Origin of the sequence: Methylobacterium sp. 17Sr1-1, assembly GCF_003173775.1 — a bacterium.
Taxonomy (GTDB): domain Bacteria; phylum Pseudomonadota; class Alphaproteobacteria; order Rhizobiales; family Beijerinckiaceae; genus Methylobacterium.
Genome location: NZ_CP029552.1, coordinates 2,048,310 through 2,067,674, shown reverse-complemented (window position 1 = coordinate 2,067,674; position 19,365 = coordinate 2,048,310). Strand labels below are relative to the sequence as shown.

14 protein-coding genes and 1 other RNA gene are annotated in these 19,365 nt (G+C 72.5%); 5 read left to right on the top strand and 10 right to left on the bottom strand.

The window, feature by feature from the left end; translation table 11 throughout:
• Positions 1–337 precede the first annotated feature (337 nt).
• Positions 338–768: RNase P RNA component class A (gene rnpB, locus DK412_RS09340), an RNA gene on the bottom strand.
• A gap of 129 nt (positions 769–897) precedes the next feature.
• Between rnpB and DK412_RS30610 the strand changes: the two genes are divergently transcribed.
• Positions 898–1,068 (top strand): hypothetical protein, encoded by a 171-nt coding sequence (locus DK412_RS30610; protein ID WP_164712196.1) that lies wholly within the window; start codon positions 898–900, stop codon positions 1,066–1,068.
• A 45-nt stretch (positions 1,069–1,113) separates the two neighbouring features.
• Here the strand turns inward: DK412_RS30610 and gloA are convergent, their stop codons facing one another.
• Positions 1,114–1,554: a lactoylglutathione lyase gene (gene gloA, locus DK412_RS09335; protein WP_093567019.1), complete on the bottom strand. Its 441-nt coding sequence runs from the start codon at positions 1,552–1,554 to the stop codon at positions 1,114–1,116.
• Positions 1,555–1,737: 183 nt separating this feature from the next.
• On the opposite strand from gloA, the gene pepN reads away from it, so the two are divergent.
• Positions 1,738–4,395, top strand: a complete 2,658-nt coding sequence (gene pepN, locus DK412_RS09330; protein WP_109971731.1) for an aminopeptidase N — start codon at positions 1,738–1,740, stop codon at positions 4,393–4,395.
• Between the two features lie 199 nt (positions 4,396–4,594).
• Positions 4,595–6,940, top strand: coding sequence for an ATP-binding protein (locus DK412_RS09325; protein WP_109971730.1), 2,346 nt, complete (start codon positions 4,595–4,597; stop codon positions 6,938–6,940).
• 299 nt (positions 6,941–7,239) lie between these two features.
• Here the strand turns inward: DK412_RS09325 and DK412_RS09320 are convergent, their stop codons facing one another.
• From DK412_RS09320 to DK412_RS09285, 8 genes are all read right to left on the bottom strand, one after another.
• Entirely contained in the window at positions 7,240–7,722 is a 483-nt protein-coding gene (locus tag DK412_RS09320) for a DUF1203 domain-containing protein (RefSeq protein WP_109971729.1), read from the bottom strand.
• Positions 7,723–7,850: 128 nt separating this feature from the next.
• A complete protein-coding gene (locus DK412_RS09315) occupies positions 7,851–9,476 on the bottom strand; it encodes a HAMP domain-containing methyl-accepting chemotaxis protein (RefSeq protein WP_109975159.1) in 1,626 nt (541 codons plus the stop codon).
• A gap of 487 nt (positions 9,477–9,963) precedes the next feature.
• Entirely contained in the window at positions 9,964–12,864 is a 2,901-nt protein-coding gene (locus DK412_RS09310; RefSeq protein WP_109971728.1) for a bifunctional [glutamine synthetase] adenylyltransferase/[glutamine synthetase]-adenylyl-L-tyrosine phosphorylase, read from the bottom strand.
• Positions 12,861–14,288 carry an ATP-binding protein gene (locus DK412_RS09305; protein WP_245447724.1) on the bottom strand — a complete coding sequence of 476 codons (1,428 nt, stop codon included), beginning with the start codon at positions 14,286–14,288 and terminating at the stop codon, positions 12,861–12,863. The genes DK412_RS09310 and DK412_RS09305 overlap by 4 nt, the downstream gene beginning before the upstream one ends.
• Before the next feature lie 74 nt (positions 14,289–14,362).
• Positions 14,363–15,052, bottom strand: a complete 690-nt coding sequence (locus DK412_RS09300; protein WP_109975158.1) for a response regulator transcription factor — start codon at positions 15,050–15,052, stop codon at positions 14,363–14,365.
• A gap of 391 nt (positions 15,053–15,443) precedes the next feature.
• The gene (locus tag DK412_RS09295) at positions 15,444–16,187 is read right to left on the bottom strand and encodes a YoaK family protein (RefSeq protein ID WP_109971726.1); all 744 of its coding nucleotides are present in this window, start codon (positions 16,185–16,187) and stop codon (positions 15,444–15,446) included.
• Between the two features lie 113 nt (positions 16,188–16,300).
• Entirely contained in the window at positions 16,301–16,672 is a 372-nt protein-coding gene (locus DK412_RS09290; protein ID WP_109971725.1) for a response regulator, read from the bottom strand.
• Between the two features lie 132 nt (positions 16,673–16,804).
• Entirely contained in the window at positions 16,805–17,434 is a 630-nt protein-coding gene (locus DK412_RS09285) for a pyridoxamine 5'-phosphate oxidase family protein (RefSeq protein WP_109971724.1), read from the bottom strand.
• Positions 17,435–17,582: 148 nt separating this feature from the next.
• Between DK412_RS09285 and DK412_RS09280 the strand changes: the two genes are divergently transcribed.
• Positions 17,583–18,389, top strand: coding sequence for an SCO family protein (locus DK412_RS09280; RefSeq protein ID WP_109971723.1), 807 nt, complete (start codon positions 17,583–17,585; stop codon positions 18,387–18,389).
• Between the two features lie 142 nt (positions 18,390–18,531).
• Entirely contained in the window at positions 18,532–19,365 is an 834-nt protein-coding gene (locus DK412_RS09275; protein WP_109971722.1) for a 3-keto-5-aminohexanoate cleavage protein, read from the top strand.

The window sequence follows — 19,365 nt, the reverse complement described above, 5'->3', positions numbered from 1 at the left end:
CAGGGCGCCGCTTTGCCCACGCCAGACACCGACGCGCGACCATCACGCCCATTCTCGCGGGGTGCGGCCGCCGATGCTGGAATCGCCGTGGACGGGGTGGCTCGGGGTATCATGGGCCTCTGGGGTCGTCAACGCGAGGGCACACGCGGCGGGCAGCACCCGCCCCGCTGGCATCAGAGACCAGCAAGGTTAACGAAGGCTTGTGATGGTCGCGCACCCCGCCGAAAAGTCGAGGCGGCCGTACCTGTTTGCCCTCTGGCGCGGGCTCTACCTCGGAGATGCGTCGCACCCGCCGGCTTTCAGCTGCGGCGGGCCCGACGCGGATTTTCGGAGATTGGGTATCAGCCGGCCTGTAAGCCGGGTTCTGTATGGCCCGAGAAATCCGCGAGGATTCCCCGGACGTGGCGGCCATTCCTCTGGGACGGCCGTTGCCGGCCGCCTCGAGCAACCAACCCGGGCGACGGGCCTGAAGAAGGCCGTGCGCGATTGCTCGCGCGTGCCGCCCCTATTCGGTTTTGCTCCCGGTGGGGTTTGCCGTGCCGTCCGCGTTGCCGCGTCCGCGGTGCGCTCTTACCGCACCCTTTCACCCTGGCCGGTCCGGGTCCGCGAGGACCCGCCCGGTGGTCTGCTCTCTGTGGCACTGTCCCTGGGGTCGCCCCCGCCGGACGTTATCCGGCACCGTCTCTTCATGGAGCCCGGACTTTCCTCCCCGATCCCGCGGACGGGCGAACCCGCTGACAGGACCGGAGCGGCCGCCCGGCCGGCTGACGGCGCCGATGTGCGATGCGCAGGCGCCCGCGTCAAGCCGGAAGGGCCCGGGTTGCCGCGCCGCCCCTCCTCCCTACCTGCCGCTCTCAAGGCCGCCGCGACGCGGCCGCGAGAACGGAGGCAACCCTGATGAGCGAGAACATCGAGGCGGGCTGGACGCTCGAGACCGTGCAGCAGCTCAAGGCCATGGCGCGCGAGGGCGTCTCGGCCTCGGTGATGAGCCTGAAGCTCAAGCGCCCGGTGACGGCGATCCACGCCAAGCTGGCCGAGCTCGGCCTCACCCCGGCGGCCGAGGCATAGGGATATCGAAGGGGGCGGGCCTCATCCGGCCCGCCCGCCGATGCCTCACCAGCTGCCGGTATTCTGCATCGAGGCCCAGGGCTCCTGCGGCGGCTTCGCCCCGCCCTTCTGCAGGATCTCGATCGAGATGCCGTCGGGCGAGCGCACGAAGGCCATGTGGCCGTCCCGCGGCGGGCGGTTGATGGTCACGCCGGCATCCTGGAGCTTCTGGCAGGTCGCGTAGATGTCGTCGACCTGATAGGCCAGGTGGCCGAAGTTGCGCCCGCCGGTATACTCCTCCGGATCCCAGTTGTAGGTGAGTTCGAGCAGCGGCGACTTGGTGTCCTTGGCGCGCGCGGCGTCGCCGGGGGCGGCCAGGAACACCAGGGTGAAGCGGCCCTTCTCGCTCTCGGTGCGGCGCACCTCCTGGAGGCCGAACTTGTTGCAGTAGAAGTCGAGCGCCTTGTCCAGGTCGGCGACGCGGACCATCGTGTGCAGGTATTCCATGGCGCTCCATCCTTGAGCTGTCGAGGCGCCCCTGGCGGGCGCCGGATCCGGCGTCGTAGCTAGGGCGCCCCTCGGCCGGCGGGGAGGGCCGGGTCCGCGCGTCGATCCCGCGTTGCGCTGCGGGCGGCGCCGGTGCAAAGGCTTGATCCCTCCGCCGCCCAGCGAGACCGCCGAGGGACCCTCATGCAGACGATCGTTCGCCTCGCCGATTACCGCCCGAGCGACTACCTGATCGACCGCGTCGAGCTCGACGTGCGCCTGCATCCGACCGAGACCCGGATCACCGCGACGCTGGCGCTCCGCCCCAACCCCGCCGGCGAGCCCGGCGCGCCCCTCGTCCTCGACGGCGACGAGCTGACCCTGCTCGCCATCGCCCTCAACGGGCAGCCGACCGGCCCGGGCGCGATCGCGGTCACGCCCCGCTCCCTCACCCTGCACCAGCCGCCGCAGCGCCCCTTCGTGCTCGAGATCGAGACGCAGGTGAACCCGAGCGCCAACACCAAGCTGATGGGGCTCTACCGCTCGAACGGCGTCTACTGCACCCAGTGCGAGGCGGACGGCTTCCGGCGCATCACCTACTTCCTCGACCGGCCCGACGTGATGGCGGTCTACACCACCCGGATCGAGGCCGAGCGGGACGAGGCGCCCGTGCTCCTCGGCAACGGCAACCCGGTCGCGACGGGCGATGTCGGCCCGAGCCGCCACTTCGCGGTCTGGCACGACCCCCACCCGAAGCCCGCCTACCTGTTCGCCCTCGTCGGCGGCTGCCTCGGCCGGGTCGGCTCGCGCTTCACCACCATGGAGGGGCGGGACGTCGAGATCGCCGTCTACGTCGAACCCGGCAAGGAGGGCCGCGCCGGGTTCGCCCTCGACGCGGTCGCCCGCTCGATGGCCTGGGACGAGCGCACCTTCGGCCGCGCCTACGACCTCAACGTCTTCAACGTCGTCGCGGTCTCCGACTTCAACATGGGCGCGATGGAGAACAAGGGCCTCAACATCTTCAACGACAAGTACGTGCTGGCGAGCCCCGACACCGCCACCGACGCGGACTACGCCAACATCGAGGCGATCATCGCCCACGAGTACTTCCACAACTGGTCCGGCAACCGGGTGACCTGCCGCGACTGGTTCCAGCTCTGCCTCAAGGAAGGCCTGACGGTTTTTCGCGATCAGGAATTCTCCTCCGACGAGCGCTCGCGTCCGGTCCACCGCATCGCCGAGGTGCGCACGCTCCGCGCCCGCCAGTTCCCGGAGGATGCCGGCCCCCTCGCCCACCCGGTGCGGCCGCAGGCCTATCGCGAGATCAACAACTTCTACACCGCGACGGTCTACGAGAAGGGCGCCGAGATCGTCCGGATGCTGCGCACCCTGCTCGGCCCCGAGATTTTTCGGCGCGGCATGGATCGCTTCTTCGCGACCTGCGACGGCACGGCCGCCACGGTGGAGGATTTCCTCGCCGCCTTCGCGGCCGAGAGCGGGCGGGACCTCACCGCCTTCTCACGCTGGTACGAGCAGGCCGGCACGCCGACCGTCGCGGTGTCGGGGACCTACGACGCGGGCGCGCGGACCTACACGCTGACCTTCCGCCAGAGCCTGCCGGTGGTCGCGACCGAGGCGACGGCGAGCGCCGCGCCGCGTCCCCTGGTGATCCCGGTCGCGCTCGGCCTCGTTGCGCCGGAGGGCGGCACGGTCGAGGCTACGTCCGAGCGGGTGCGGGACGGCGTGTTCGTCCTGGAGGCGGCGGAGGACGACCTCGTTTTCGAGGACGTGGCTTCGGCGCCGGTGCCGTCGCTGTTTCGCGGCTTCTCGGCCCCGGTGAAGGTCGATCACGCCCTGACCCGGGACGAGCGCCTCGCGCTCCTCGCCCACGATTCCGACGCCTTCAACCGCTGGCAGGCGGCCCAGAGCCTCGCCATGGAGGTGCTGGTCTCCCGCGCCAGGGCCGGCGCGCCGCTCGAGTCCGCGGCCGGGCCGGAGGGCGCGGGCCTCACCGCGGCGCTCGCGACCTTCCTCGACGGCGAGGCCCTGGCCGATCCCGCCTTCGCGGCCCTGGTCCTGACGCTGCCGGGCGAGCAGGAGGTGGCGCAGACGCTCGCCGCGGAGGTCGATCCCGACGCGATCTGGCGCGCGCGGCAGACGTTGCGGGTGCAGCTCGGCCGCGACCTCGGGCCCCGGCTCCTGTCCCTGCGCGACGCGCTCGCCGACGAGCCGGGCGCCCCCTTCAGCCCCGACGCGGCCAGTGCCGGCCGCCGGGCCTTGCGCAACGCCGCGCTCGATCTCGTGGCCGCCGCAGATCCGGAGGCCGGCACCGCCCTCGCGCTCGCCCAGCTCGACGCCGCCACCACCATGACCGACCGCCTCGCGGCGCTCGCGACCCTGAGCCTCGTGCCGGGCGAGGCGAGGGAGGCGGCGCTCGCCCGCTTCGCCGACACCTACCGCCACGAGCCCCTGGTGCTCGACAAGTGGTTCGCCCTGCAGGCGATGATCCCGGAGGCCGGCACGCTCGACCGGGTCCGCCGGCTGATGGCGCATCCGGCCTTCTCGCTCGGCAACCCGAACCGCGTGCGCTCGCTGGTCGCGAGCTTCAGCCTCAACAATCCGACGCAGTTCCACCGCCCCGACGGAACCGGCTACGACCTGACCGCGGAGGTCGTGCTGGCCCTCGACCGAAAAAATCCCCAAGTCGCGGCGCGGCTGCTAACTGCTTTCAATACTTGGCGTATGGTCGAGGCCGGACGCCGCCTGCGGGCCGGGGCCGCCCTGCGCCGCGTGGCCGAGGCGCCCGGCCTCTCCCCCGACGTCAGCGACATCGCCGGGCGATCGCTCGCAACGGTAAAATAGCGCACAAGCTCCTGTCACTGCTGGCAGAATCGCGTGGCGTGCGCGCCACGCGCAGGTTTCGATCACTGGTTAACACTTCATTTCCACGGCGCGAGACGCTGGACAAAATGCTTGTGGAAATGCCAGATTGAGGCTCGATTCGGGGGCCTGCCGGGAACCTCCGCGGCATCTGTCTTTCTGTTCCGTTGGGGGTTTGGGTATGCTGGAGGCGGATCCCGCCCCCTTCTCTGCGCGTGCCGCGACGATCCTCGGGATCAGCCGGGCTTCGAAGGCCGCGCACCAGCGCCTCGCCCACGCGGAATCCTGGTTGCGCTTCGCCGTCCCGGCGATGCTGGCGGCCTTCCTCCTCTGCCTCGGCACCGTCACCGCCCTGCAGCTCTCCGGCCACCGCGAGGAGGTCGTCGCCGACGCGCGGCGCGACATCGACCTCGTCGCCCGCCTGATGGCCGGCACGCTGCCGGCCTCCCTCGCCCGATCCTCCGGCGCGTCGGAGGCGATGGCACCGGCCGCCCTGCGCGAGCGGCTGGTGCGCCTCCTGCCGTCCGGCGGCCTGCCGGCCGGCCGCAGCGTGCTGCTGATCGGTGCCGACGACGCGATCCTGGCGGCTTTGCCCGAGCAGCACGGCCTGCCGCGCAATTTCGGCGAGTTCGTCGGCGAGGTGCAGGTGCTCGGCATCATGGGCGAGCGGGCCGGCGTGCTACCGGTGGTGCTCGGCACCGGCGAGCGGGCGCTGGCGACGGTGCGGGCGGTGCCGGGCGGGACCGGGATCGCCCAGGTCGCCGTGGTGCAGACCCTCGACTCGGTCACCGCCCTGTGGGCCGGGCGGGCGCGCATCGCCGCGGTTCTCGTCGGCGCCGTGACCCTGGTGGTGGTCTGCACCGGCCTCGCCTACGCGCTCCAGGCCGACCGGGCGCGGGCCGTCGACCGGGTCTGCGAGCAGGTGCGCCAGCGCCTCGACACCGCGCTCGGCCGCGGCCGCTGCGGCCTGTGGGACTGGGACATCCCGCGCGGACGGATCTACTGGTCGGATTCGATGTACCAGCTCCTCGGCTATGTCCGGGAGCAGGAATTCCTCTCCTTCGGCGACGTCAACGCCCTGGTCCACCCGGACGACACCGACCTCTACGGGCTGGCCCGCCAGCTCGCGGCCCGCGACACCACCGTCGACCACGAGTTCCGCATCCGCGCCGCCGGCGGCGAATGGGTCTGGCTCAAGGCCCGGGCCGAGATCGTGCAGGACCTGGAGGACAATGGCCGGCATCTCGTCGGCATCGTCATCGACATCTCGGAGCAGCGGCGGCTGGCCGAATCGACCGCCACCGCCGACATGCGCCTGCGCGACGCCGTCGAGGCGGTGTCCGAGGCCTTCGTGCTGTGGGACGCGCAGAACCGCCTCGTCCTTTGCAACTCGAAGTTCCGGCGCCTGCACGCGCTGACCGCCGACGAGGCGCAGCCGGGCCGGCGCTACGACGCCATCATGGGGCGCGCCGCCCTGCCGACCGTGCGGCGCGAGATCCCCGCCGGCGAGTTCCCGGAAGCGGGCGCTCGCACCTTCGAGGCCGAGCTCGCAGACGGGCGCTGGCTGCAGATCAGCGAGCGCCGCACCAAGGACGGCGGCTACGTCTCGGTCGGAACCGACATCACGGCCCTGAAACGGCACCAGGAGCGGCTCGTGGAATCGGAACGCCAGCTCATCGCCACCATCGCGGACCTCAAGCGCTCGCGCCGGACCCTCGAGATCCAGACCCAGCAGCTCGCCGACCTCGCCGAGCGCTACCTCGACCAGAAGGCCCAGGCCGAGAGCGCCAACCGCTCCAAATCCGAGTTCCTGGCCAATATGAGCCACGAGCTGCGCACCCCGCTGAACGCCATCCTGGGTTTCGCCGAGGTGATGGAGAGCGAGGTGTTCGGCTCGCTCGGCTCCGAGAAGTACCGCGAATATTGCCGCGACATCCGCTCGAGCGGCCACTACCTGCTGTCGGTGATCGACGACATCCTCGACATGTCGCGGATCGACGCCCGCCGCGTGAAGCTCGCCAAGCAGCCGGTGGCGGTGAGCGAGGCCCTGGAGCGCGCCCTGAAGCTGATCGCCGATCCGGCCCGGTCCAAGGGGCTGACCGTCAGCGTCGAGATGAGCGCCGACACCCTGGTGATGGCCGACGAGCGAGCCCTGCACCAGATCCTGGTCAACCTGCTGCAGAACGCCGTGAAGTTCACCCCCGAGGCCGGGCGGGTCGCGGTCCGCACCCGGCGCGCCATCGATTCGGTGCACATCTTCGTCGAGGACAGCGGCATCGGCATCCCGAAGGCGGCCCTGCCGAAGCTCGGCTACCCGTTCGAGCAGGTCGAGACCAACTTCGCCCGCAGCTACAAGGGCTCCGGCCTCGGCCTCGCCATCGCCCGCTCGCTCGCCGAGCTCCATGGCGGGGGCCTGCGCATCCGCTCCGAGGAGGGCACCGGCACGATCGTGCTCGTGCGCCTGCCGCGGCCCGGCCTTCACGACGCCGCCGAAGCGCGGGACGCGGCGGCGGAGATTGGGGCGTAATCGACCTGAGCCGGTCAGGTCGTGCCGAGGCCGGCAAAGCGGTCCGGCCGAGGAGCAGGCCCGGAGCCCCTCCTCTCCCCGCGGGCCTCCCGCATTCCTGCATCTTGGCCGGAGTCCGTCTCTGGTCTCCAGGAGTGCGCTTCCCCTCCCCCTTGTGGGAGGGGAAGCGCTCGCTTTTGCAATGGGTTGGCCCTGAGATAGCGAAGTGCGAATCGGCTAGCCCCGCGGGCGGGGAGAGGACACATCCCGCGCCAGAGCTTGGCAGGACGGTTTGCAGGTCGCTCTCCGCAAGCCGACCCTCAGACGGACACCCGCTCGACCAGCGTGAGAAGGCACCCCGGCCGCGCCGTGTGGATGTTCACGAAGGCCGTTCGCGGATCGTCGAGTGCCCGCGCGAGCGGCGCATCCACCTCCGCGCCGGCGCAGACATGGCCGAGATCGTAGAGGCATTGGTGCTCGCCGTCATAGGTACGCACGGAGACGAGCGGGTTCGCCCGCACGATCGGCGCGACCTCGTCCACAATCTCGGCACGGGGGCAGTCGGCCGCGTGCAGGAAGATCGGGCTCGGCGTCCAGTAGATCCCCAGCGGCTTCGGCAGGTCGTAGGAGCCGAGCAGCATCGTCTCCCCCGGCGCGGCAAGGCGCAGGCAGTGCCGGCACGGGAACGCGCCGCCCGGCATCGCGACGATCCGCCGGAGCGGGTTGCCGCGGTCGTCGGTGCCGGTCGCGCGGAACCGGGCGGCGGTCTCGGTCGGAGCCGGGATGCAGCGGAAAGCGGTCATGCGATGTCCTCCTCCGATCGACCTTAAGAGGCCGGGAGGCGGTGCTTCATCCCGCTTCTTGCGCCCGAATCGCGAGCCCCGGGCTCCCGCCGCGCGGGCCCCGGGGCTGCATCGACGACCTTGACGGTTCAGGCCGCCCGCACGGTGGCGAGGAAGCGCGCGACCTCGGCGCCGAGATGCTCGGACTGGCGCGACAGCTCGGTGGCCGAGGCGAGCACCTGGGTCGCCGCCGCCCCCGTCTCCTCCGCCGCGCCCGCCACCCCGGCGATGTTGCCGGTGACTTCGCCGGTGCCGGTCGCGGCCTGGGAGACGTTGCGGACGATCTCCTGCGTCGCGACGCCCTGCTCCTCGACCGCGGCGGCGATCGCCACCGTGACGGTGTCGATCTCACGGATCCGCGCGGTAATGGCGGTGATCGCCGCGACCGTCTCGCCGGTGGCACTCTGCACCGCCGCGATCTGCTGGCCGATCTCCTCCGTCGCCCGCGCGGTCTGGCTCGCCAGTTCCTTCACCTCGGCGGCGACCACCGCGAAGCCGCGGCCGGCCGCACCGGCGCGAGCCGCCTCGATCGTGGCGTTCAGCGCCAGCAGGTTGGTCTGCGCGGCGATCGACGAGATCAGGCCGGCAACGTCGCCGATCCGGCCGACGGTCTGGCTCAGCTCGCGCACCCGGGCGCCAGTCCGGTCGGCCTCGGTCACGGCAGCCCGCGCGAGGCCGGCCGAGCCGTCGACCTGACGGCCAATCTCGGCCACCGAGGCGCCGAGTTCCTCGGCCGCCGCCGCGACGGTGCCGACGTTGGAGGCGGCCTCCTCGGCGGCGGCGGCGACCGCGGCGGACTGGCTCGCCGTCTCGGTCGCCGTGCCGGTCATCTGCCCGGCGGTCGCCTGCAGCTCCGTCGCGGAGGCCGAGACCAGGCCGACGATGCCGCCCACCGCCTGCTCGAACTCGTCCGCCAGCATCATCATGGTGCGCCGGCGCTCCTCGGCCGCCGCGGCGTCGGCGATCCGCTTGATCTCCGTCTGCTCGGCCGCCTTCTGCGCCACCATCGCCTTGATGCCCTCGACCGCGCGGCCGATGGCGCCGATCTCGTCGCCCCGGCGCGCCTCGGCAATCTCGGCCTCGATCTCCCCGTGGGCCATGCGCTCGAGGACGCGCACGAGGCGGCCGATCGGCCGGGTGACGCCGAGCACCGTCACCAGGGCGACCACCGCGAGGCCGAGCACGAGGCCGAGGCCGCTCACCACCATCAGCCGGATGCGGGTGGCGTTGGTCTGTTCAGTCAGGTCGTCCGAGTTCGCCGAGACGTAATTCTGGATGTCGAGGGCGAGCTTTCGCGTTTCCTGGATCTGGCCGCCGAGGACGGGATCGACGCTGCGCCGGAACAGGGCGAGCGCCTCGGCGTTGCGCTGCGCGGCGGCGAGGTCGCGGACACTCGCCAGCCGGGCGGCCAGGTCCTCGAGGTCGCGGGCGATCGTGTCGATGCGGCCCGCGAAGGTCGGTGCCCGCTCGCGCAGGGCCGCGACGCCCGGCTTGACCCCCGCGAGAGCCTCGTCGAACTCGGCGCTGGCGCGCCGCATCTGCGCCTCGTCGGTCTCGGCGATGATCCGGAAGGTCGCGTAGCTCAGGGTGTAGAGGGTGCGGTTGAGGAGGCTGGCGCTGGCCGGCGCCCGCCCCTCGCGGACCAGGAACACGCTGTAGGCGTCGTCGATCGCCGTCATGCGGCCTTGAGCGTACCAGACGCAGCCGCCGACCATGACGGCGATCAGCAGGACGGCTGCGGTGAGCTTGTGAAGAATCTTGAGCTTGGCGAGCACGGGCCCAGTCCCTGCGGAAGCTTGCGATGAGCAAGATAAGACAACGAACGCCTTAATCCTGCGTAAATCCGCGAGTTTTTGTGCTGCAATCAGCCTATTTGAAACAGGTTGCAGCCATATCCGCCAGGGCACGGGCGCTCAATCCCATGATGAGCTGATGGCCCATCATCAATACCCTAGGTCAGTATCGAGGCCGGCAGGACGCCTCGACGCGCATCGGCACAGGCTTTCGGCGGACAGGCGAGACCGCAGCGCCGGCTTTAGAACCTCGCGGAAACGCTCGGCTGCGTGCAACGTTCCGGCTGCCGGAGCCCGATCTCGAAAAAAATGCAGCGCTCGCCCGCTTCCCGCATGCACCGGGGCCGGCGCAGGCCCTGCCTCGACGAAAGCCCGGGCCGCGTGGTCGGCCCCGCCGAGCGGGGGCGGTTTACCCCAGCAGCGCCTCGAACGCCTCCCGCACGCCCGCACGGGTCTCGGCGAGCTGCGCCGTCAGCGCCGCCTCGTCCGGCTGGCCGAGCGCCGCGGCGAGGCGGGCCCGGGCCGCCGGCGGCGCCGTTCGGGAGAACTCGCCCTCGACCATCAGGCGCTGCCAGTGGTGCACGTCGTCGAGGAGCCGGTAGGCGGTGACGAGGCGGCCGGCGAGCCCCCGGTCGACGAGGCCGTGAGTGCCGGCGCGCTCCAGCACCTCCGCCGCGTCGAGACCGACGAGATCGGGATGCGCGCTCGCATGCGACAGGACCAGGGCTTGCGCGAGGAAGTCGAGGTCGAGGAGCCCGCCCGGCGCGAGCTTGAGGTCGAGGGGGCCGTGATCGCCCTTCTCGCGCGCGACGAGCGCGCGCATCGCCCGCACCTCGCCGGCAACGAAGCCCGCGTCGCGCGGCTGGCGGAGAACCGAGGCGGCGGTCGCATCGGCCTCCGCCATCAGGCCGGCATCGCCCGCGATCGCCCGGGCCCGGGTCAGCGCCATGTGCTCCCACAGGGCCGCCTCCTCGCGCCAATAGGCCGAGAAGCGCTGCCACTGGTTGGCGATCGGGCCCTGGCCGCCGCTCGGGCGCAGGCGGAGATCGACCTCGTAGAGCCGGCCGCGCCGGGTCGGCACGGTGAGCGCCGCGACGAGGCGCTGGGTCAGGCGGTTGTAGTAGACCGCCGCGTCCAGGCGGCGCCTGCCGTCGCTCTCGCGCGCGTCCTGGTCGAAATCGTACAGGACCACGAGGTCGAGGTCGGAATCGGCGGTCAGCTGGCGCGAGCCGAGACGCCCGAGGCCGAGCACCGCGAAGCGCCCACCCGGTACACGGCCGTGCTCCTCGGCGAAGGCGGCCTCGACCGCCCCGAGCGCCGCCGCGACGGTGACCTCGGCGATGCCCGCATAGGCCCGCCCCGCCCCGGCGGGCGGCAGGATGCCGGAGAGGAGCCGGGCGCCGGTGACGAAGCGGAGCTGGCGGGCGGCGTCGCGGCTGCGGTCGAGGAAGTCCTCGTAGTCGCGGGGCCGGCCGAGGCCGGCACGGAACTGCTCGGCCAGCGCCGCCGTCTCGGTCACCGGCGCCACGAAGGCCGGGTCGATCACTGCGTCGAGGACGTGCGGGCTGAACGCCACCGTGTCGGCGAGCCGCGGCACGGTGCCGAGGAGGTCGGCGAAGAGCAGCCGCAGGCGCTCGTGCGAGCGCAGGATGGTGAGGAGCTCGACCGAGGCCGGCATCCGCCCGAAGGCGCGGTCGAGGGCGGCGAGTGCCCCGTCGGGATCGGCGGTGCCGGCGAGCGCCTGGATCAGGGCGGGCACCAGTTCGGTCAGCACCTCGCGGGCGCGCGGGCTCGTCACCGCCGGGCGGCGGCCGAAATGCCAGCCCCGCACCGTCTCGGTCGCCCGCTCGGGCGCCCGGAAGCCGAGGCGGCGCAAGGTCGCGAGCGTCTCGGGATCGTCCTCGGCGCCGGTGAAGACGAGGTCGCCGACCTCCGCCGCGAGGTCCGGCTCGGCCTCGAACAGGAGCGCGTAATGCCCCTGGACCCGGCGCGCCTCGGCGGTCAGCGCCGCGCCGAAGGCGGCCTCGTCGGCATAACCGAGGAAACGGGCGAAGCGCCCGAGCTTCGCGGCGTCCTCCGGCAGGCGCTGGGTCTGCTCGTCGGCCACCATCTGCAGCCGGTGCTCGACGGTCCGCAGGAAGCGGTAGGCCTCCGAGAGCTCGTCGCGCGCGTCCGCCGTGATCCATCCCTCGTCGTGGAGGGCCGACAGCATCTCCAGGGTCCGCCGGCCGCGCAAGGACGGGCGGCGCCCGCCGAAGACCAGCTGCTGGGTCTGGACGAAGAACTCGACCTCGCGGATGCCGCCGCGCCCGAGCTTGATGTCGTGGCCCGCCACCGCGATGGCGCCGTGGCCGCGCACGGCGTGGATCTGCCGCTTCATCGCGTGCACGTCGGCGATCGAGGCGAAATCGAAGTACTTTCGCCAGACGAACGGCCGCAGCTCGGCGAGGAAGGCGTCGGCGAGCGCGGTGTCGCCGGCGACCGGCCTCGCCTTGATGAAGGCGGCGCGCTCCCAGTTCTGCCCCACCGTCTCGTAATAGGTGTAGGCGGAGGGCAGCGACAGGGCGGTCGGGGTCGAGCCGGGATCGGGCCGCAGGCGGTAATCGACCCGGTGGACGTAGCCGTCGGCGGTGCGCTCCTGCAGGAGCTTGGCGACGGCTTGCGCGATCCGGCTGAAGAACGGCGTCGCCTCGACGCCCTCGCGCAAGGGGGCGGCGTCGGGGTCGAACAGCACGATCAGGTCGACGTCGCTCGAATAGTTCAGCTCGCCGGCCCCGAGCTTGCCCATGCCCAGCACGATCAGGCCCGATCCTTCCTGGGGGTTCTTCAGGTCGGGGGGCAGGAAGCGGCCGGTGCCGGCGGCCTGGACGAGGGCCGCGTCGACCGCGGCGCCGACCGAGGCGTCGGCGAAATCGGAGAGCGCCGCCGTCACCTGCTCCAGGGACCAGACCCCGCCGATATCGGCGAGCGCCACCAGCAGCGCGTGCGCGGCGCGGTTGCGGCGAAGGCTTTTGGCGACGTCGCCGCCGGCGAGTCCCGCTCCGCGCTGGTCGGCCAGGATCGCGGCGTTGGATTCCTCCGGCGAACGCTCCAGCAGGCCGGCGAGCCGGGCGGGGTCGCGGGCGGCCAGGCCCCACAGGAACGGCGAATGGTCGGCGAGGCCGAGGAGGAGGTCGCGGGCCGGGCCGCCCTCGCCGAGGAGGGGCGCGAGGTCGGGTGCCTCGGCCACGAGGTCGGCGAGGCGGCCTCGCGCCCGCTCCGGCTCGGCGAGGCGGGGCGCCCGGGTCAGGCGCGCGGCGAGCCCGGTCACGCGGCGACCTGCCGGGGGGCGGCCGGCTCGCGCGGCGGGGCCGGCAGGCGCAGGGTGGCGCGCAGGCCCGGCGCGTTGTCGTCGAGCGTGAATGTGCCCTGGTGCAGGCGGGCGACGGCGTTGACGAGGCTCAAGCCCAACCCGAAGCCGGGACGGGTGCGGGCGGTCTCGAGCCGCACGAAGCGCTCCAGCACCCGGCCGCGCTGGGCCTCCGGGATGCCCTCGCCCTGGTCGGCGACGGTGAGCACCACGCTGCCCTCCTCCCGCCTCGCCGCGACGCGGACCACCGGCCCGGAGGCCATATCCGCGGTTTTCTGCCCGTATTTCAGGGCGTTGTCGATCAGGTTCGCCATCGCCTGTCCGATCAGTTCGCGGCTGCCGTGCAGCACCAGGCCATCCTCGACCTCGGCCTGCACCCCGATGCCGCGCTCCTCCGCCACCGCTTCGTACAGCTCCGCGACCTCGAGGGCGACCGCCCCGGCATCGAATTCCGCCAATCCCTCGCGGGCGTTGCCGGCCTCGAGCCGGGCGATCATCAGGAGCGCGTTGAACACCCGGATCAGGTTGTCGCTCTCCTCGATGTTGGCCTCGAGCGCCGCCCGCAAGGAATCCGGGTCGCCGCCCTCGCGGAGCGCCGCGTCGGCCTTGTTGCGCAGACGGGTGAGCGGGGTCTTGAGGTCGTGGGCGATGTTGTCGGAGACCTCGCGCATGCCGCGCATCAACTCGCCGATGCGGTCGAGCATGGCGTTGAGGTTGCTCGCCAGCCGGTCGAGCTCGTCGCCGGTGCCGGCGAGCGTGAGCCGGCCGTCGAGGTCGCCCGCCATGATGCCGCGGGTGATCTCGGTCATGTGGTCGACGCGCTTCAGGACGCGCTGGGCGATGAACCAGCTGCCGAGGAAGCCGAGGCCCACCACCAGCATCAGCGACCAGGCGAAGGCGCGCCCGATCACGGCGCGGAGGCGGTCGCGCTCCTCGACGTCGCGGCCGACGAGCAGGCGGAATCCCCCCGGCAGGGTGAAGATGCGCACGATCGCCCGGTGGTCGAGGCGGTCGCCGTCGGTGCCGCGGCCATAGGCCGTCTCGGTCTGGCCCGGCTCGTTGAGCACGCCGGGCGGCAGCGCCTCGACGTTGCCGGCGACGTGCTCGCCCGCCGGCGTGGTGACGAGGTAGAGCGAGGCGCCGGGCTCGCGCGAGCGGCGCTCGACCACGCTCACCAGCCGGCGGATGCCGCCCGACGCGTACTGGTCCGACAGGCCGTTGATCTCGGCCTCGATGGTCGAGACGATCTGGTCGTCGAGGACCCGCCTGGCGTTCCAGGCGACGTAGCCGAGGGCGAAGAACGCGAAGGCGGCGAAGACCAGGAGATAGGCGAGCGAGAGCTTGAACGCCGTGGTGCGGAACAGCGCGCCGAGGCGGGCCAGCACGCCGTCGGGCGCGCCTGATCCGAGAGTGCCTTGGCCGAAGGCGCTCTGGCCGTGGGGGCCGGTGGTCTGCGCGCTCACGCCTCGCCGCCGGCGCGGACCATGTAGCCGGCTCCCCGCACGGTATGGATCATCGGACGATCGAACCCCTTGTCGACCTTGGCGCGCAGGCGCGAGACGTGGACGTCGATGACGTTGGTCTGCGGGTCGAAATGGTAGTCCCAGACGTGCTCCAGCAGCATCGTGCGGGTGACGACCTGGCCGGCATGGCGCATCAGATACTCGAGCAGGCGGAATTCCCGCGGCTGGAGCGGGATCTCCTGGCCGGCCCGGGTGACCCGGTGCGACAGCCGGTCCAGTTCGAGGTCGCCGACGCGGTAGGTCGTGGCCTCCGCGGCCGCGCCGCCGCCGCGCCGCCGCGCCAGCACCTCGATCCGCGCCATCAATTCGGAGAAGGCGTAGGGCTTGGGGAGGTAATCGTCGCCGCCGGCCTTGAGGCCCTTCACCCGGTCGTCGACCTGGCCGAGCGCGGACAGGATCAGCACCGGCGTCTCGACGCCCTGCTCACGCAGCGAGCGGATCAGCGACAGGCCGTCGAGCTTCGGCAGCATGCGGTCGACCACCAGCACGTCGTAGGCGCCCTCGCGCGCCAGCGCGTAGCCGTCGAGCCCGTCATCGGCGGTGTCGGCGACGTGGCCGGCCTCGCGAAAGGCCTTGGAGAGGTAGCTGGACGCCTCGCGGTCGTCCTCGATGATGAGCAGGCGCATGTCGGGCATTCTAGGGCAGATCCCCGGCGCGCGGGAGTTTCCGATCCGGGATCCTGGCGCCCTTCGAACCCGGGGCGGGCCCCGCCCGGCATGCCGCGCTGATCGGGGGGATGGATCGCGACATGCCGGGCATCGCCGCCGGGGGTCGGCAGGCCGAGCCGGGGGGCTCGGCCTGCCGTGGCGCGGTGCACCGGGTCGTCTGGGGGGCGACGATGATGACCCGGCGCCTCGGCCCTCGGGGCCTTGAAGCGCGGCGGCGCCCGGGGGGATGGGACGCCGCCGCGTTCCGGCGACCCTGCCGTTATGGGCGCCGCCGGCTTACGCGGGTGTCTCCGCTCCATGAACTATGCGTAATCTTTGCCGGAGCGGGGCTCCCGCTCCGTCGCGCGCCTCACACCACGGGCGGGGCCGTGGCGGCGGCGTCCGGCGCCGGCGACTTGGTGCCGGAGACGAGCGGTCCGTCGCCGTGGACCAGGGTCATCACCAGGGCGATCACCGCCAGGACCGCCGCGACGACCGCCGGGACCAGGAAGGCGCGCTCGCCGAAGGCGCCGTGCAGGAGCCCGCCGGAGATCGCCCCGAGGGTGAGGGCGGCCCAGAGCGGCGCCTGGATCCAGAAGGACGGAGAGGGATGGCCGAGCAGCAGGTTGGCGAGGCCGGTGCCGAAGCGCACCACCGCGCCGGTGACGTAGGTGAGCGCCAGGCTGCGCCCCTCCTCGTCCTGGAGGACGGCGTTCTGCATGCCGAGCGCCAGCACGATCGGGTAGGCGTGGAGCGGGAACTCGAACGGTCCGCGCGGCATGGCGAGGCCGATGCAGAGCAGAGCCGCCTGGAGGCCGAGCAGCACCGCGAGGCGCCAGTAGCCGACAGCGGCGGCGAGCAGCGTGCCGAGGAACGCCCCGAAACAGAAGAGCGCGATGGTGCTGCCGACCCGAGTGACGTTGCCCCAGTCGCCCAGGCTGACCGCGGCGCCGAGACGGGTGGTGTTGCCGCTCATGAAGGACATGAACAGCTGCGAGAATTCGAGGAAGCCGATCGCGTCCGCGCAACCGGCCAGCGCCGAAAGGGCCAGCGCGAACGGGACCCGCGTGTTCGCGGCGGCCGGAAAGGCCTTCGTTTCCTTCTCTGCTGCCATTCAGCCTCTCTCCTGTGCTGCCGTCGGGGCAGACATCGCTTCGATGCAGAACAGGATCGCAGCGTGACGGTTCCGCTGCGGTGCGTCAGAACACCTGTGTCAGAACATTTGCGTCAGGTGCGGCGCAGGGCGGGCAGCACGCCGGCCAGGGCGCTGTAGTCGAAGGGCTTCGACCAGGAGGGGATCGCCCCGTAATCGGCCGGGATCGCCGCGGCGTCGTAGCCGGTGGCGAAGACCATCGGCACGCCGCGCCGGCTCAGCTCGGCGACCAGCGGATAGACAAGCTCGCCCCGCAGGTTGATGTCGAGGACCGCGAGGTCGAGGGCTTGCGAATCCAGCAGGGCCCGCGCCTGCTGGACCGTCGGCACCGGGCCGACCACCTCGGCCCCGTGGCGGATCAGGGCGCGCGAGATGTCGTCGGCGATGAAGTACTCGTCCTCGACCACGAGAACCCGAAGGGGATCGGGCGTCTCCTGTCCTGTCATGGGGCCATCCTCGCCTCGGGCGGCGCGCCCCGCACGGGCACCGTCCGGTGGTACACTATCACAGCCTGCGGCTCCGCGGCGTCCGCAACTTTCGGGCCTCGGATCACTGTGGACAACCAGGGCGTGAAGAGCTCAGTAGAGTCGCGTCCTGTAGGATTCCTCCATCAGCTGCTCGGCCTCGGCGACGCCGATGGCGCCGGTCTGCTCGGCGAGCACGCGGCCGAGGCTCGGGAAGCTCTCGCGCGGCACCTGCGCCGCCGGGTCCCAGAGCCGGGCCCGCATCACCGCCTTGCCGCAATGGAAGAAGGCCTCGCGCACCGTGACCACGAGCCCGGTGGTCGGCACCTTGCCCTGGGCGACGAGCGGCGCGAGCAGGGCCGGATCCGTGGTGAGACGGGCGGTGCCGTTGACCCGCAGGGTCTCGGTGAGGCCGGGCACGAGGAAGATCAGGCCGATGCCGGGCGCGGCGAGCAGGTTGCCGAAACTGTCGGCGCGGTTGTTGCCGCGCCGGTCCGGGATCAGCAGGGTGGCGTCGTCGACCACCTGGACGAAGCCCGGTGCGTCGCCCCGCGGGCTCGCATCGGCGCGGCCCTCCGCGTCTGCGGTGGCGACCACCAGGAACGGCGAGAGCGCGATAAAGGCACGGGCATGCCGGTCGAGCCGGGCCTGCACCTTGCCCTCGGCCAGGCGGCTGACCGGGCCCATATGGCCGCGCAAGGCGGCCGCGTCGCGGATCCCGTCCCCGTTCGTGTCGCCAGTCATGTCGCCCGTCTCCCGCTGCGGCGTAAGGTCCGTCGCGGCCGTGACCCGCGCGGCCGCCCTATCTCGTTCTCGCGAGGGTGCGGGTTCCGGGCGGTCGGTGCAAGGCGGTCGGTGCAAGGTGGTCGGTGCAAGGTGGTCGGTGAAAGCGATGAGAGTTCCCGGCATCACGCCAGCCCGCCTCGGCCTCGCCGCCGTGCTCGCCCTTCTCGCCCAGCCGGCCGCGGCGGGGCTGACGCCCAAGGATCTCTCGGGCGTCGGGCTCGCGCCGCCGCCCGGGGCGCGGGCTCCCCTCGACGCCGCCTTCACGGACAGTGCCGACGGGCGGGGCCGGACGCTTCGTGAGGCGCTCGCCGGGCGTCCCGCCCTGCTGATGCCCCTCGACTATGCCTGCCACAACGTCTGCGACCCGATGCTCGCCGTCGCCGGCACGGCGCTCGCCGCCACCGGGCTCGCGCCGGGCACCGATTACCGGCTGGTGACGCTCGGCATCAATCCGCGCGCCGACGCCGCCACCGCCCGCGCCATGGTGGCCGAGCAGCTCGGGCCGGGACCGCTCCTCGCCGGCGCCGTCGTGCTCACCGGCTCGCCGGGACCGGTCGAGGCGGTGACGCGGGCGGTCGGCTACGCCTATGCCTACGACCGCGACACCGACTCCTACGCCCATCCGGCCGGCGCCCTGGTGCTGACCGGCGACGGCCGGGTCGCCCGGGCGCTGTCGCCGCTGGCGATGACCGCCCGCGACCTGCGCCTCGCGCTGGTCGAGGCCGGGGACGGCCGGGTCGGCGGCCTCGCCGACCGGCTGGTGCTGCTCTGCTACGGCTACGATCCGCAGACCGGGCTCTACACGCCGCTGATCCGCCGCATCCTCGCGGCCTCCGGAATCGTCACGGTCGCGGGCATCGCCGGCCTGGTGCTGGTGCTGCACCGGCGCTCGCGCCGGATGCCGGCCGCCTGACGTAACCCTGGCTTAACGACGACCGCGATCGCCCATGGGCGCCGGGCGACGGGTGGTGCAGACTGACCCCTGCGTCGCGGGGGTGGCCGCATCGTGATCCTGATCGTGATCCTGGCGGCTGCCCCACGGAACCGAGAGACAGATGGCCCTCCCCCTCGTCATCACCGTGGCGCCGAACGGCGCCCGCCGCACCAAGGCCGACCACCCCGCCCTGCCGATCGATCCGCGGGAAATCGGCCTGGACGCCGCCCGCTGCCGCGAGGCCGGCGCCGCGATGATCCACCTGCACGTGCGGGACGCCGAAGCGCGTCACACCCTCGACCTCGACCGCTACCGGGCGGCGCTCGCGGCGGTGCGGCGGGAGGCCGGGCCGGAGATGATCTGCCAGGTCACCACCGAAGCGGTCGGCCTCTACAGCCCGGCCGAGCAGATGGCGGCGATGCGGGCGCTCAAGCCCGAGGCGTTCTCGGTCGCCCTGCGCGAGCTCTTCGCCGAGCCGGAGGACGAGGCTGCCGCCGCCGCCTTCCTCTCGGAGCAGGCCCGGGCCGGGGTGATGGTGCAGCACATCCTGTACGATGCGGGCGACGTCACCCGCTTCCAGGGCCTCGTGGCGCGGGGGCTGATCCCGCTCGACCGGGCGAGCGTCCTGTTCGTGCTCGGGCGCTACGCCGTCGGCCAGCGCTCCGACCCCGCCGACCTGCTGCCGTTCCTGGGCGCCTGGAATTCCGAGCACCACCTCGACCTGCCCTGGGCGCTCTGCGCCTTCGGGCCGCGGGAGGCGGCCTGCCTCGTCGCCGCGGCGGCGCTCGGCGGGCATGCCCGGGTCGGGTTCGAGAACAACCTCTGGCGGCCGGACGGCAGCCTGGCGCCGGACAACGCCGCGCAGGTGGCCGGCCTCGCGGCCCTGGCCCGCGCGGTCGGGATCGCCGTCGCGTCGCCCGCGCAGGCGCGGGCCCTGTTCGTCGGGGAGGGCTGA